The organism is Actinotalea subterranea (genome assembly GCF_008364845.1).
GTDB classification, from domain to species: domain Bacteria; phylum Actinomycetota; class Actinomycetes; order Actinomycetales; family Cellulomonadaceae; genus Actinotalea; species Actinotalea subterranea.
In genome coordinates this window covers 103,176-117,653 of sequence record NZ_VTTP01000001.1, presented here as the reverse complement: position 1 = coordinate 117,653, position 14,478 = coordinate 103,176, and the positions used below count along the sequence as shown (strand labels likewise).

General features: G+C 72.2%; 10 protein-coding genes and 1 tRNA gene. 6 read left to right on the top strand and 5 right to left on the bottom strand.

The window, feature by feature from the left end:
• Positions 1-4: 4 nt before the first annotated feature.
• The 4 genes from FZ988_RS00520 to FZ988_RS00505 all read right to left on the bottom strand — a co-directional run bounded on the left by FZ988_RS00520 (position 5) and on the right by FZ988_RS00505 (position 5,949).
• Positions 5-778, bottom strand: coding sequence for an AAA family ATPase (locus tag FZ988_RS00520; RefSeq protein ID WP_149202058.1), 774 nt, complete (start codon positions 776-778; stop codon positions 5-7).
• Between the two features lie 182 nt (positions 779-960).
• Positions 961-2,349, bottom strand: coding sequence for a UDP-glucose dehydrogenase family protein (locus tag FZ988_RS00515; protein WP_149202057.1), 1,389 nt, complete (start codon positions 2,347-2,349; stop codon positions 961-963).
• A gap of 53 nt (positions 2,350-2,402) precedes the next feature.
• Positions 2,403-4,322: a glycoside hydrolase family 26 protein gene (locus FZ988_RS00510; RefSeq protein WP_188078917.1), complete on the bottom strand. Its 1,920-nt coding sequence runs from the start codon at positions 4,320-4,322 to the stop codon at positions 2,403-2,405.
• Positions 4,315-5,949: a glycosyltransferase gene (locus FZ988_RS00505; protein ID WP_149202056.1), complete on the bottom strand. Its 1,635-nt coding sequence runs from the start codon at positions 5,947-5,949 to the stop codon at positions 4,315-4,317. Before FZ988_RS00505 ends, FZ988_RS00510 begins: the two co-directional genes overlap by 8 nt.
• A 479-nt stretch (positions 5,950-6,428) precedes the next feature.
• Between FZ988_RS00505 and FZ988_RS00500 the strand changes: the two genes are divergently transcribed.
• From FZ988_RS00500 to FZ988_RS00475, 6 genes are all read left to right on the top strand, one after another.
• A tRNA-Pro gene (locus tag FZ988_RS00500) sits at positions 6,429-6,502 on the top strand.
• Between the two features lie 203 nt (positions 6,503-6,705).
• Complete coding sequence (tig, locus tag FZ988_RS00495; RefSeq protein ID WP_188078916.1) at positions 6,706-8,109, top strand: trigger factor; 1,404 nt, start codon at positions 6,706-6,708, stop codon at positions 8,107-8,109.
• A 301-nt stretch (positions 8,110-8,410) separates the two neighbouring features.
• The gene (locus FZ988_RS00490; RefSeq protein ID WP_149202504.1) at positions 8,411-9,034 is read left to right on the top strand and encodes an ATP-dependent Clp protease proteolytic subunit; all 624 of its coding nucleotides are present in this window, start codon (positions 8,411-8,413) and stop codon (positions 9,032-9,034) included.
• A 41-nt stretch (positions 9,035-9,075) separates the two neighbouring features.
• Positions 9,076-9,771, top strand: coding sequence for an ATP-dependent Clp protease proteolytic subunit (locus FZ988_RS00485; protein WP_149202055.1), 696 nt, complete (start codon positions 9,076-9,078; stop codon positions 9,769-9,771).
• 143 nt (positions 9,772-9,914) lie between these two features.
• Complete coding sequence (clpX, locus tag FZ988_RS00480) at positions 9,915-11,198, top strand: ATP-dependent Clp protease ATP-binding subunit ClpX (RefSeq protein WP_149202054.1); 1,284 nt, start codon at positions 9,915-9,917, stop codon at positions 11,196-11,198.
• Positions 11,199-11,316: 118 nt separating this feature from the next.
• Entirely contained in the window at positions 11,317-12,519 is a 1,203-nt protein-coding gene (locus FZ988_RS00475) for a baeRF2 domain-containing protein (protein ID WP_149202053.1), read from the top strand.
• Positions 12,520-12,577: 58 nt separating this feature from the next.
• Here the strand turns inward: FZ988_RS00475 and FZ988_RS00470 are convergent, their stop codons facing one another.
• Positions 12,578-14,377: an AMP-dependent synthetase/ligase gene (locus tag FZ988_RS00470; protein ID WP_149202052.1), complete on the bottom strand. Its 1,800-nt coding sequence runs from the start codon at positions 14,375-14,377 to the stop codon at positions 12,578-12,580.
• Positions 14,378-14,478: the final 101 nt, after the last annotated feature.

Sequence of the window (14,478 nt, the reverse complement as noted above, 5' to 3'; positions counted from 1 at the left end):
GGGTTCAGGCGGCCGGGACCGCGTGCGGCCCGGTGGCGAGGTTGATCTGTGCAGGGGCGAGCGGCCAGGACATGCGGCTGACCTCGTCGAGGGAGGCGACGGACGCGACGACGGTCGTGCCGGTCGCGGCGATCGCGGCGAGGCGGTCCCAGACGATCTGCCGACGCGCGGAGTCGTGCACCTGGTCGACGTCGTCGACGGCGAGCAGCTCCGGCTCCTGGAGCATCGCGAGCAGGATCCGCAGGAGCATCGCGTCGACCTCGTCGAGATCCCAGATCAGGGTGTCCACCCGCGGGATCGGCCGGTCGCCGAAGACGGGTGCGGCGAGCGCGGTGAACGTCCGCTGACCGACGCTCGGGGTACGCCGGTACCACGGTGCGAGCCAGGCGAGGCGCTCGCGCACGACCTCCTGCACCGTCACGCCCTCGTCGAGGTCGTCGATGCCCGCGAACCCGGCGATGGCTGCTCGCCGCTGCACCGCCGTGCGCCGCGCGGGGAGGGCCTCGCCGAGGACGGTGAGGCGCGAGGGCGCATCGGCGACCATCCGGCCGACGAGCGTGAGCAGCAGGCTCGAGCGGCCGCCGCCCTGCGGGCCCTGGATGACGGCGAGCGCGCCCTCGGCGATCTCGAGGTCCACAGGCCCGTAGACCAGGCCGCGGCGTGTGCGCAGCGTCAGGGCGCGTGCCTCGACGGCGAGCGGGAGGCGCGCCGAGGGCGGGCTGCCGGGGGATGCGAGAGGTGCCTCGGTGCGGGTGGGGGCGGGAGCGACGGCGGACATGGGGCTCGGTTCTCTAGTACTGACCGGTCAGTACAAAGATGCGCTGTCATGGGACGACTGTCAAGTCGCACCCGTGCGTCGCCCCTCGTCCCCGCGCCTGCCGTGTGCCCCCGCCTCGCCCGCGTCCCAGCCCGTCTCACGCAGGGGTCACGCCGGGCCTCACGCGGCTCTGCCCCCGGGCTTCACGCGGCCGGCCGCCCCAACCCCCTGAACTCCCAACCCGCCGCGCGCCACCGCCCGGCGTCGAGCTTTCCCCGCGCGTCGATCACGCGGGCGCGGTGCGTGAGCGCGGCGAGCCGCGCCGGGTCGCTCTCGACGAAGGCGGCCCACTCCGTCAGGACGAGCACGACGTCCGCCCCCTCGACGGCCTCCTCGGGTGACGTCGCGTAGCCGAGCGTCGGGAAGGTGCTGCGGGCGGTGTCCGACGCCTTGGGGTCGAACACCGTGACCTGCGCACCGCGCAGGTGCAGCGCGGCCGCGACGTTGAGCGCGGGGGAGTCCCGCACGTCGTCCGTGTCCGGCTTGAACGCCGCCCCCAGGACCCCGACCCGCCGGTTCAGCACCGAGCCGCCGCACGCCTCGAGCGCGAGGTCGACCACGCGCTCACGCTGGCCCATGTTGATCTCGTCGACCTGCTGGAGGAGCTGGGCCGCGCGGTGCGCACCGAGCTCCCCGGCGCGGTGCATGAGCGCCCGGATGTCCTTGGGCAGGCAGCCGCCGCCGAACCCGAGGCCCGCGTCGAGGAACTGGCGGCCGATCCTCGGGTCGTGCCCCAGGGCGTCAGCGAGGACCGTGACGTCGGCCCCCGCCGCCTCGCACACGCCCGCGATCGCGTTGATGAAGGAGATCTTGGTCGCGAGGAAGGCGTTCGCGCTGACCTTGACGAGCTCGGCCGTGGGCAGGTCGCACGTGACGACCGGCGTGCCCTCGGCGATGGGCCGCGCGTACAGCGTGCGCAGGAGCGCCTCCGCGCGCGGGCTCGTCCCGCCGAGCACGATGCGGTCGGGGTGCAGCGTGTCCGTGACGGCCTTGCCCTCGCGCAGGAACTCCGGGTTCCACACGAGCTCGGCTGAGATGCCCGGGGGCACGTTCTCGGCGACGAGCGCGCGCAGCCGTTCCGCGGTGCCCACGGGCACGGTCGACTTGCCGACGACGAGCGCGTCCGAACGCAGGTGACGCACGACCGACACGACAGCGGCCTCGACGTACCGCAGGTCGGCCGCGTGGCTCGTCTTCATCTGCGGGGTCCCGACGCAGATGAAGTGGATGTCGGCCGAGGCCGCGGCCTCCGCGACGTCCGAGGTGAACCGCAGGCGACCCGCCTCGACCTGCTCGGTCAGGAGCTCGTCGAGCCCGGGCTCGTAGAAGGGCACCTTGCCCAGGCTCAGGGCCCTGAGCTTGGCCTCGTCGGTGTCGAACCCGACCACGGCGAACCCGAGCGCAGCCATCGCGGCGGCGTGGGTCGCGCCGAGGTAGCCCGTGCCGATCACGCTCACGCGTGGCGGGGCGGCGTCGTCGGCGCCGGGGTCCTCGGCAGGCCTGGTGCGGACTGTCAACGGCTGAGCGGTCATCGGAACCTCCAGGTGGTCGGTCGTGGAGCGGGACGGGCGCGGGCGTCGGCGGTTCACGGGCTGCTCCCCGGGGTCGGCTCGGGCTCCGGGGCCGGTGGCGGCGTCGTCCCCGACGGCGTGGGCGTGGGGGTCGGTGACGGCTCGGGCGTCCCGGACGGCGTGGGTGTGGGCGTGGCTGTCGCCGTCGGGCTCGGCGTGCTCTCGCCGGCGTCGGGCCCCGCGCGGTCCGGTGAGGGGTCGACGAACGCCGGCTCCTCGGCGGGCGGGGCGGTGCTGGTCGGCCCGGGCGTCGGCTGGACCTCGGTGGCGGATGCCGTCGTCGCGGGCCCGAACCCGGTCGCCGGGTCGTCCATCCCTGCCACGAAGGCCTCGAGGGAGTCGCGCCGCGAGGTGATGCGCCAGTCGTTCGTGACGCGCTCCCCGCCGCTGATGGTCGTGACGGTGTGGTGGAACCACGCGAACCCCACGACGTCGTCGTACTCCGGCTCAGCGAGGGAGTCGAAGAGGCTCGTGACCCACGCGGGCTTCTTGCCGCCGACCTCCGACGCGCCGATCTCGGCGAGCAGGATCGGCTTGCCAGGTGCGACCTCGCGCAGCTGGTCCAGGGACCGGTCGAACGTGTACTGGAAGGTCGGGGTCTGGTCGGCGCGGTACGGGGGCCGGTAGTAGCCGGAGAGCCCGACCCAGTCCACGTACTCGTCGCCCGGGTAGAGGCTGCTCATGTACCAGGACGAGTTCTTCGCGTAGGCGGGCAGGGAGTTGACGATGTTCGGCGCCCAGACCCACAGGACGTACTCGCCCGCGCCCTCGGCCTCGAAGATGTCGTGCACGTGGCGCCACATCGTGACGAAGTCGCCCTTGCGGTTCCCGTTGAGGGGGTTGCCGCCCCACGCCCGCTCGCCCCACGGGTACCAGCTGCCGTTCATCTCGTGGTCGAGGCGGATCGCCAGTGGCAGGCCGAGCGCGACGATGTCCCGCGCGTACTGGCGCAGGTACTCGTCGTACCGGCCGGGCACGCCGTTCTCGGGGTCGCCGATGATGACCGGCAGCGAGTAGTCGGGGTCCTCCGCCTGGTCGTTGCCCGCCTTCATAGGGCGCGACTCCCAGGTCAGGAGGGGCATCATGCCGCGCTCCCACGACCGTGTGACGGCGTCCGGACGGAAGTCGCCGTCCCAGCCCTGGAAGTACCCGGCGATCGTCGGCCGGTGGCCGACCTTGGCGACGACGTCGTCCAGCTCGGCCCAGCTGAACGGGGACTGCGGCGTGTAGAGGCCGAACTGCCGCTCGCTCGGGTCGACGAGCTCCGCGAGGGTGGGTGCCGTGGGCTTCGTGGGTGGCTGCGGGGCCGGTGGCTTGGCCTGCTCCGCGGCGGCGTCGGCGCGCCTCTGCGCGGCGGCGGCCGCCTGGCGCGCGGCCTCGGCCTCGGCCTCCGCCTCCTCGGCGCGGCTCTGGGCGGACGAGACCTGGCCCTGCGCGGTGGCGGCCTGCCCGCGTGCTGTCGCGGCGTCGCGCTCGGCAGCGGCACGGGCCCGGCCACGCGCGGCAGCCGCCTCCCGCTCCGCTGCCGCCTTGGCCTGGGACTCCGCGTCGGCCGCCGCGCGCTCGGCCTCCGCCTTGGCCTGCCCGCTCGCCTGGCCCGCGGCCCGCTCGGCGGCTGCCTTCTCCTGAGCGGCCTTGAGGTCCGCGAGCTCCGTCTCCCGGGCGTCGAGCCGGCCCTGCACGCGGGCGAGCTCGTCGGCCAGGCGCTGCTCCTCGGCGCTGACGGTCGGTGAGGTCGCGGCCTCGGCGCTGTCGGGCCCCGAGGGCGACGTCCAGACGGCGACGGTGACGACGAGCAGGAGGCTCGCGACGACGGCGGTGCCGAGCTTGGCCCGCGGTGACAGGCCCGATGCGGTCCACCAGTGGGTGGCGGGGCTGTGCGTGTGCTCCTGGGACGTCGGGCTGGTCGGCGACGTCGGGCTGTTCTCAGACATAGAGGAGTGCCTCCAGGGAGAGGATCGCGAGTCCGATCAGGTACGGGACGGCGGCGAGCGGGTTGAACCGGCGAGCGCTCGTCGGGGCGGTGCGTGCCACTGGTTCCCGGGCCACGCGTCGGGTGCGGGTCGCGACCGCCTGCGTACCGGTCGCGAGGCTCGGCGACCCGGCCACGACGACCCGCGCGTCGGGAGCCGTCGGCCGTACCCCCGGGGTGGCCGGGGCACCTGGGCCGCCTGGGGCACCGGGGGCACGGTCCACGACGTCTACCGGGCCCGGGCCGTGCAGGTGCTCGAGCTCGGAGAGCAGGGCCGAGCTCGAGCGGCCGTCGACCGGGCGCTGCGTCAGGGCCTCGACGTCGGGTGCGGCATCACCCGGGCCGCCGCTGTACGCCCCCGCACGCGTGCCCCAGCCGCTGACGTGCCCCATGCGGAAGAACCCGATGAGGCGCACGGGCATGAGGAAGAACGTGGACACGACGATGAACACGGGGAGCCGGAAGAAGTCGGACGGGACCTCCTGGAGGTGCCGGATCTGGCGGATCGCCATGCTGAGCACCGAGGACGTGATCATGAGAGCGACGACCCACACCCAGCCGACCTGCTCGCCGTACGTCGCGAGGATCGCCTCGTAGAAGTTGACGCCCGTGCCCGTCACGGCGCGGTAGCCCCAGCCCAGGATCGTGCCCACGAGCAGGAAGGGCAGGACGATGTCGGCGAGGAAGAACAGCGCGAGCCACGGCGCGTGCCCGAGCATCCACGGGAGCATCCGCAGGGTGTTGTACTGGCTTCCCCGCGCCCAGCGCAGCTGCTGCTTGAACAGCTTCTTGATCTGCAGCGGGGCGTCCGTGTAGACGAGGCTCGTGTGCTGGTAGACGGTCCGGTAGCCCTCCTTGAGCGTCAGGTTCGTCAGGGTGCGGTCGTCGGACACCTCGAGGAACACGCCGAGGAACCTCTCGGTCATGAACCGGTCCATGACGCGGACGAGGATGTTGCGGCGGAACGCGATGGTGCGGCCCGGCAGGCAGCCGATCTGGCCCAGGACGCTCTGCGCGGGCATCGAGTACAGGGCGCGCGAGTTCTCGAGCCAGTCGGCCCACCGCGTGATCCAGCTGCGCGTGGGCTCCAGGATCCGTTGGCGCGTCGTCACGCCGCCGACGCGGTCGTCCGCGAACGGCTTGACGAGCTCCTCGAGCACGCGGGGCGTCCAGACCGTGTCCGAGTCCACCAGGACCGTGATGTCGTAGCGCGACATGAGCGTGCCGATCCGCACGGCGTTGCGCTTGCCGGGGACCGGGGTGTGGGTCCACCGCACGAGCGGGGCGAACTCGTCGCACACGCGCTCGAGCACGGTGTTCCGGGCACCGTTGATGACCACGATGATCTCGTCGGGGTGCTGCTCGACCATCCGCGCGAGGACGTCCCGGAAGAGGTCCTCGGGCTCGTCGACCACGGGGACGACGACGCTCGTGGTCGTGCGGTGGGGGAGCATGTACGGGCGGTAGCGCCGCGACAGGACGACCTTGAGCGCCCACAGGGCCCACACGAGGGCCGAGAAGGCGGCGAAGAGGTAGTACTCCGAGCTGTCCTGGAGCATGTGGCGGAGCTGGAGCAGGAAGATGAACATGGCGCACCTCGGGCTCGGTCGGCAGGGGTGGCTGCGGCGGCGTCCTTGGCGAGGCAGGGATGGCGGCCGTGCGATCGGCAGCGCGTGGTCCGGGCGGTCGACGACCGTTCTGGATCCCGGAGACGTCCCCCACCGCTGGGCCCCGCGGTGGTTGCGACACATCGTGTTCGGCCCGTCACGGGACCACAAGGGGTCCTGTCAAGGATGAACGTGACTCGGGGCCGCGCGCCGTCCGCCAGGATGGGACATACCGGGACGAATGGGCCCACCGTTCACACGGACGGAGCACAGAATTAACACCACGATGTGAGATCGACCATGGGGTCGACGCCGGAGCCGGCCGCACGCCGGGACGTCGAGCGGGGTGGCGGTGGCCCCGGGTCGGGCGGCGCCGCCCGACCGCTACCCTGGAGGTCGCTCACGACTCGTCCGCCCCGGTGGACGAGGAGAGCGTCCCGGTGCCGGGTGCACCGGGGGCACGGGATGTGGCGCAGCTTGGTAGCGCGTCCGCTTTGGGAGCGGAAGGTCGTCGGTTCGAATCCGTCCATCCCGACCGAGCGGCAGGGTGCCGGAGCAGGTTGCTGCGAGCGGGACGCACGCCGCCCGGCGGGTACGCGTGCGTGCCGTAGGATCGACGGGCCGCGCCGGTGGGCTCCAGCCTGCCCGGCCGCGCCAGATCCCCGGGGCCGTGCGGCCCCGAGCCACAGACCTCCGGACCTCACCGGGGGCGGACCCGAGCCGTTGGAGACCACTGCTGTGAAGAGCGCCGTCGAGACCCTGGACGCCACCACGGTCAAGCTGACCGTCGAGGTGACGTCCGAGGAGCTGAAGCCGAGCATCGAGCACGCCTACCAGCACATCGGCTCGCAGGTGCAGGTGCCCGGCTTCCGCAAGGGCAAGGTCCCGGCGCGCATCATCGACCAGCGCGTCGGGCGTGCCGCGGTCATCGAGCACGCCGTGAACGACGGGATGGCCGGGTTCTACCGCCAGGCCGTCGCCGAGGCGGACATCCGCCCGCTCGGCCAGCCCGAGATCGAGGTCACCGCGGTCCCCGCGCTGACCGAGCCCGACGGCGGCCTGAGCTTCACGGCGCAGGTCGAGATCCGGCCCGAGGTCACGCTGCCCGACCTGACGGACGTGACGATCACGGTCGACGACGTCACCGTGACGGGCGCCGACGTCGACGCGCGCCTCGACGCGCTGCGCGAGCGGTTCGGCACCCTCGTCGGGGTCGACCGCCCCGCGGCCGAGGGCGACTACGTGGTGCTCGACCTGCGTGCGGCCGTCGGTGACGACGAGGTCGACGCGGTCAACGGCATCTCCTACCAGATCGGCTCGGGCAACATGCTCGAGGGCCTCGACGAGGCGCTCACTGGCCTCTCCGCCGGTGAGACCACGACGTTCGAGACCGCCCTCGCGGGCGGCGAGCACGCCGGCGAGAACGCGCTCGTGACCGTCACGGCCACCACGGTCAAGGTCCGCGAGCTGCCCGACGCCGACGACGAGTTCGCCCAGCTGGCGAGCGAGTTCGACACCATCGACGAGCTGCGTGAGGACCTCACCTCGCAGGCGGCCAAGGCCAAGGCGTCGAACCAGGCCGTCCAGGCGCGTGACCTGCTCCTCGAGCGGCTCCAGGACGGGCTCGACATCCCCGTGCCCACCGGTGTCGTGGAGGCCGAGGTGCACCGTCATCTCGAGTCCGAGGGTCGCCTCGAGGACGAGGAGCACCGCGCCGAGGTCCAGACGCAGGCCCGTGAGGCGCTCGCGACCCAGATCCTGCTCGACACCCTCGCGGAGAGCCTCAAGGTCCGCGTCTCCCAGAACGAGCTCCTCGAGTACCTCGTGAGCGCGTCCCGCCAGTACGGGATGGACCCCAACACGTTCATCAAGACCGTGGACGAGCAGGGCCAGATCCCCGCGATGATCGCCGAGGTCGGCCGTTCCAAGGCCGTCGCCGTCGCCCTGCGCCAGGTGAGCGTCGTGGACGGCTCGGGTGCGGTCGTCGACCTGTCCGAGTACATCGGGACCGACGACGAGGACGAGCAGGACGCCGTCGCTGCCGCCCAGGCCCTCGTCGAGGAGACGCTGGCCGAGGCGGACGCCGCCGACGAGGTCGCCGTCGAGGACGCGGCCGACGAGGACGCCAAGCCCGAGGTCTGACCCCCGCGGGCGCGTCGGGCCCGCTGCCCGGGAGCGCCGGCACGACCCGCTCGACCTGACGACCGCACGATCCCGAGGGCCCCTGCCGCACGCGGCACGGGGCCCTCGGCGTCGCCGGGCGCCGCGTCGAGCGCGAGCAGGCGCCCCGGGCCCCGGCCGTGCGCCGTCAGCGAAAAGGGCCCGGTGCGGGACGTGGCGGCGCACCCCCGCGCGTTAGGGTCACTGCACACCGTGCACGACGTGAGGACCCGCATCCACCACGCGGGTCAGGGCACGAAGGACGAGGAGAGCCGTGAACGAGATGAGCCAGCTGCAGCCGCGTGACGCGCGGGGCGAGGGACCCAACCTGGGTCTGAACGACCACATCTACAACCGGCTGCTCCGTGAGCGGATCATCTGGCTGGGCTCCGAGGTGCGCGACGACAACGCGAACGCCATCTGCGGGCAGCTGATGCTCCTCGCCGCGGAGGACCCGGACAAGGACATCTTCCTCTACATCAACTCGCCCGGCGGCTCGATCACCGCGGGCATGGCGATCTACGACACCATGCAGTACATCCAGCCGGACGTCGCCACCGTCGCCATGGGCATGGCTGCCTCGATGGGCCAGTTCCTGCTGTCCTCGGGCGCCAAGGGCAAGCGCTACATCACGCCCCACGCCCGGGTCCTCATGCACCAGCCCTCGGGCGGCATCGGGGGCACCGCGACGGACGTGCGCATCAACGCCGAGCTCATCCTGCACATGAAGAAGGTGCTGGCCGAGCTGACCGCCGAGCAGACGGGCAAGTCCGTCGAGCAGATCAACATCGACGCCGACCGTGACCGGTGGTTCACGGCCGAGGAGGCCCTGGAGTACGGGTTCGTCGACCACGTCGTGACCCACTCCGGGTCGGTCAGCGGCGGCGGCGGGACGACCGGCTCCTGAGCCGGCCCCCAGCCACGCCCACCACACATCGAGGAGCATCCGTGAGCACCGAGCACCAGTTCATCTCCCGCGCCGCGGCACTCGCCGGCGGCTTCGGCGGCACCGCGGGGAGCACGCCGTCGTCGCGGTACGTGCTGCCCCAGTTCGAGGAGCGCACCGCCTACGGCTTCAAGCGCCAGGACCCGTACACCAAGCTGTTCGAGGACCGCATCATCTTCCTCGGCGTGCAGGTCGACGACGCGTCGGCGGACGACATCATGGCCCAGCTCCTGGTCCTCGAGAGCCAGGACCCGGACCGCGACATCATCCTGTACATCAACTCGCCCGGCGGCTCGTTCACGGCCATGACGGCGATCTACGACACGATGCAGTACATCAAGCCGCAGATCCAGACGGTCTGCCTGGGCCAGGCGGCCTCGGCCGCGGCCGTCCTGCTGGCGGCGGGCACGCAGGGCAAGCGCCTCGCGCTGCCGAACGCGCGCGTGCTCATCCACCAGCCCGCGATGGAGGGCGGTGGCTACGCGCAGGCCTCCGACATCGAGATCCACGCGAACGAGCTGATCCGCATGCGGGAGTGGCTCGAGGCGACGATCGCGCACCACACCGGGCGTGACGTCGAGCAGGTCCGGCTCGACATCGAGCGGGACAAGATCCTCTCGGCGCAGCAGGCGCTCGACTACGGGCTCGTCGACCAGGTGCTGGCGAGCCGCAAGGCCGCCGTCGTCCCGACGTCCTAGACGCTCAGGTTCCCGCTCGGACGGTCGATCGGGAGGGTGGGACACGCCGCCGGGCCCGCAGGCTGACAGGGGGCCCGGCGTGGTGTGCAATGGTTGTCTGAGGTCATGGGTGCCACGAGGCGCCCGGCAGGGAGGAGATCGCAGTGGCACGCATCGGGGATGGCGCCGACCTGCTCAAGTGCTCCTTCTGCGGCAAGAGCCAGAAGCAGGTCAAGAAGCTGATCGCCGGCCCTGGCGTCTACATCTGCGACGAGTGCATCGACCTCTGCAACGAGATCATCGAGGAGGAGCTCGCCGAGGCGACCGAGGTCGGCATGGTCGAGCTCCCCAAGCCCCGCGAGATCTTCGACTTCCTCGAGCAGTACATCATCGGCCAGGAGCCCGCCAAGCGGTCGCTCGCCGTCGCCGTCTACAACCACTACAAGCGCATCCAGGCCGGTGAGCTCGCACGCTCCGGACCGGAGGCCGAGCAGGTCGAGCTCGCGAAGTCGAACATCCTGCTCATCGGGCCCACGGGCTGCGGCAAGACGTACCTCGCGCAGACCCTCGCGAAGATGCTCAACGTGCCGTTCGCGATCGCGGACGCGACCGCGCTGACGGAGGCCGGGTACGTCGGCGAGGACGTCGAGAACATCCTGCTCAAGCTCATCCAGGCCGCGGACTACGACGTCAAGAAGGCCGAGACGGGCATCATCTACATCGACGAGGTCGACAAGATCGCCCGCAAGAGCGAGAACCCGTCGATCACGCGCGACGTCTCCGGCGAGGGCGTCCAGCAGGCGCTCCTGAAGATCCTCGAGGGCACGACGGCGTCGGTGCCCCCGCAGGGCGGACGCAAGCACCCGCACCAGGAGTTCATCCAGATCGACACGACCAACGTGCTGTTCATCGTCGCGGGCGCGTTCGCCGGGCTCGACGAGATCATCACGTCACGCGCGGGGCGCAGGGGCATCGGGTTCGGCGCACCGCTGCACTCGGCCGACGACACGGACGTCTTCGGCGACGTCATGCCCGAGGACCTGCTGAAGTTCGGCCTCATCCCCGAGTTCATCGGCCGCGTGCCGGTCATCACGACCGTCTCGCCGCTCGACCAGCAGGCACTCGTCCGGATCCTCACGGAGCCGCGCAACGCCCTCGTCAAGCAGTACCAGCGGATGTTCGAGATCGACGGGGTCGAGCTCGAGTTCACGCCGGACGCCGTGGAGGCCATCGCGGACCAGGCGCTGCTGCGCGGGACGGGCGCGCGAGGCCTGCGCGCGATCCTCGAAGAGGTGCTTCAGCAGGTCATGTTCGACGTGCCGAGCCGCGACGACATCGCCCGCGTGGTGGTCACGCGCGGCACGGTCCTCGAGAACGTCAACCCGACGATCGTGCCGCGTGAGCCGGCGCCGTCGAGCAAGCGGACACCGCGCGAGAAGTCGGCCTGATCCGGCGGCCGAAAAGGCCGCGCCGGGCTGGCGCCGCGAGCCGTTCTGAGGAACGGTGTGAAGGGAACGACGAGCCGGCGACGACGCCGGCCTGGACGATCCGATCGCGAGGTGCTCGATGAAGCTCGACTCCCTGAAGCCCCTGATCCACCACGACGGGCCGCTCACCACGGTGTGCCTCGACGCCACCCGCGGGGACGAGGCCGGCGGCGACCGCGAGGTCCGCAGCAGGTGGAACGGGATGCGACGGACGCTCGAGCATCTGGGCAGCCCACCGCAGACGCTGGACGCTCTGCAGGAGGCGGTGCTGCGCCCCACGCACGTGCCGGGGCCCCACGGCCGCTACCTCGTCGCCTCGGGGGACCGCATCCTCTTCGACCGGGTGCTGCCGCAGCCGCCGATCCGTGACGAGGCGTTCCACGACGGCGTGCCGTCGCTCGCCCCGGCCGCCATGGCTGCCGACGACTCCGTCAGGTACCTGCTCGTCGAGATCAACCGGCTCGGCGCGGACCTCGTCTGGTCGGGCCCCGAGGCCGACGACGCGACGACGGTCGTGGACCACGTCGAGGGCGGTCACGACGTCGTCCACAAGTTCGGCGGCGGAGGGTGGGCGCACCGGCGCTTCCAGATGCGCGTGCAGGACTCGTGGGAGCGCAACGCCGACGCCGTCGCGGCCGAGGTGGACAAGCTGGTCGCCGAGCACCGCCCGGAGCTGCTGCTCGTCACGGGCGACGTGCGCGCCGTCGCGCTCCTGCGGGAGGACCTGGGCCAGCAGGCGAGCGAGATCCTCGTCGAGGTCCCCGGTGGCTCGCGCGCGGACGGTGTCAAGGAGGACGCGTTCGCGCAGAACCTGCACGACGTCCTCGAGGCGTTCCGGGCGCGCCGACGGGAGGCGGTCGTCGCGCGGCTGCGGGAGGCCCTGGGGCGCGGCGACGGCGGTGTCACGTCCCTCGCGGACCTCGTGGAGGTGCTCCGGAAGGGGCAGGTCGACGAGGTGGTCATCGTCCGCGACGCGGCGGGAGCGAGTGTCGCGCGCCTGAGCGAGCGCACGCTGTGGGTGGGGCCCGACCCCCTGCACCTCGGCATGCGGCGTGAGGACGTGACGGACCTCGGCGTGCCGGCTGCTGACGTGCGAGAGCTCCGGGCCGATGTGGCGGTGCTCCGGGCGGCCATCGGGCAGGACGCGGGCCTGACGTACGGCGAGGAGGGCAGCGTCGACCTCATGGACGGGATCGGGGCGCTCCTGCGCTGGTCCGACGCTGCGACGCCCCACGAGACCGCGCCGGCCTACACGGCCGACACGCACCGCCGGCACCACTGAGCAGCAGCGGACGTCGCGGGGCACCCGGCCTGGTGCCGGGTGCCCCGCGACGTCGTGCTCAGCGCGTGTAGAGCGCCTCGATCTCGTCGGCGAAGTCCCGGATGACCGCACCACGCTTGACCTTGAGGGACGGCGTCAGGTAGCCGTTCGCCTCCGTGAAGTCGAGGTCGAGCACCCGGAGCTTGCGGATCGACTCCGCGCGGGAGACGGCCTCGTTGGTGCGCTCCGCGGCACGGTCGAGCGCGGCCAGCACCGCGTGGCTCTTCGACGCGGCAGCCGCGTCCATGGGCGGCAGGTTGTGGGTGGCCAGCCAGCCGGGCAGCATCTCTGCGTCGAGCGTCACGAGGGCCCCGACGAAGGGCCGACCGTCGCCGACGACGACGACCTGGCTGACGAGCGGGTGGCCGCGCAGCCGGTCCTCGAGGAGCGCGGGCACCACGTTCTTGCCGCCGGCCGTGACGATGATCTCCTTCTTGCGGCCGGTGATCGTCAGGTAGCCGTCGTCGTCGAGCACGCCGAGGTCGCCCGTGCGGAACCAGCCGTCGACGAGGGCCTCCGCGGTCGCCGCGGGGTTGCCGTGGTAGCCCCGGAAGACGTGCGGGCCGGAGATCTCGATCTCGCCGTCGGTGGCGATGCGGACGGACGTGCCGGGGAACGGGGGACCGACGGTGCCGATCTTCGAGCGCGCGGGCATGTTGACGGCCGTGGGCGCGGTCGTCTCCGTCAGCCCGTAGCCCTCGAGGACGTGCAGCCCGACACCGCGGAAGAAGTGCCCGAGCCGCTCACCGAGGGGTGCGCCGCCCGAGATGGCGTACTCGGTCGCGCCGCCGAGCGCGGCGCGGAGCTTGTGCAGCACGAGGCGGTCCGCGAGGGCGTGCTGGGCCTTGAGCGCCGCGGACGGTCCCTGCGGCGTCTCGAGCGCACGCGAGTACACGATCGAGGTCTTCGCGGCCCACCTGAACAGCTTGAGCTTGGCGCCGCCGCCGGCCTTCTGCTCGGACGAGTTGTAGACCTTCTCGAACACGCGCGGCACCGACAGGATGTACGTCGGCCTGAACGAGCCGAGGTCCGCGAGCAGGTTCTTGGTGTCGGGTGTGTGACCCAGGACGCCCCCGGACGGGATGCACATGACCTGGATGTACCGCGCGAAGACGTGCGCGAGCGGCATGAAGAGCAGGGTGCGCGACGTCGGCTTCGCGACCACGTCAGCGAGCCCGGCGATGCCCTCGAGCGCGAGGGTCACGAAGTTGCCGTGCGTGAGCTCGACGCCCTTCGGGCTCCCGGTCGTCCCTGACGTGTAGATGATCGTGGCCAGGTCGGCCATCCCGGCCGAGGTGCTGCGGCGCTCGACCTCCGCGTCGTCGATCGCGGCGCCGTCGCGCACGAGCGTCTCGATGGCACCGTCGTCGATGACGAGCACGTCACCGAGGGCGTCGAGCGAGGACCGCACGGACTCCGTGGCGGCGGCGTGCGCGACGGTCTCCACGAGCGCGAGGCGCACCCCGGCGTCGGACAGGATCCAGCGGATCTGCTCCGCGGACGACGTCTCGTAGACGGGTACCGGCACGGCGCCCGCGGCCCAGGCCGCGAAGTCGAGCAGCGTCCACTCGTAGCGCGTGCGGCTCATGATGGCCACGCGATCGCCGGGCTCGATGCCGCGCGCGACGAGCCCGCGGGCGACGGCGGTGACCTGGTCGGCGAAGCTGCGCGTGCTCACCGGCGTCCAGGTGCCGCCGAGCCCGGTCTTGCGCTCGATGAGCGTCCCGTCGGGTGCGCTCTCGAGGCGCGCGGCGAGCAGGCCGGGGATGGACATCGCGGGGTCGACGCTGATCAGGCTGGGGGAGGTGGCTTCCTGCACGGTTACTCCTGGTGGGGGAGCCGACCGCGGGCGGGGCCGACCGGCCGACGATAGCGCGCGGCTCCGGGCGCGCAGGGGCCGCAGGGCCCGGACGTGCCGGG

Bases quoted from the DNA above. Each gene is read 5' to 3' on its own strand.
- FZ988_RS00520 (WP_149202058.1), bottom strand. From the start codon at position 778: ATGTCCGCCGTCGCTCCCGCCCCCACCCGCACCGAGGCACCTCTCGCA.
- FZ988_RS00515 (WP_149202057.1), bottom strand. From the start codon at position 2,349: ATGACCGCTCAGCCGTTGACAGTCCGCACCAGGCCTGCCGAGGACCCC.
- FZ988_RS00510 (WP_188078917.1), bottom strand. From the start codon at position 4,322: ATGTCTGAGAACAGCCCGACGTCGCCGACCAGCCCGACGTCCCAGGAG.
- FZ988_RS00505 (WP_149202056.1), bottom strand. From the start codon at position 5,949: ATGTTCATCTTCCTGCTCCAGCTCCGCCACATGCTCCAGGACAGCTCG.
- FZ988_RS00490 (WP_149202504.1), top strand. From the start codon at position 8,411: ATGAGCCAGCTGCAGCCGCGTGACGCGCGGGGCGAGGGACCCAACCTG.
- FZ988_RS00475 (WP_149202053.1), top strand. From the start codon at position 11,317: ATGAAGCTCGACTCCCTGAAGCCCCTGATCCACCACGACGGGCCGCTC.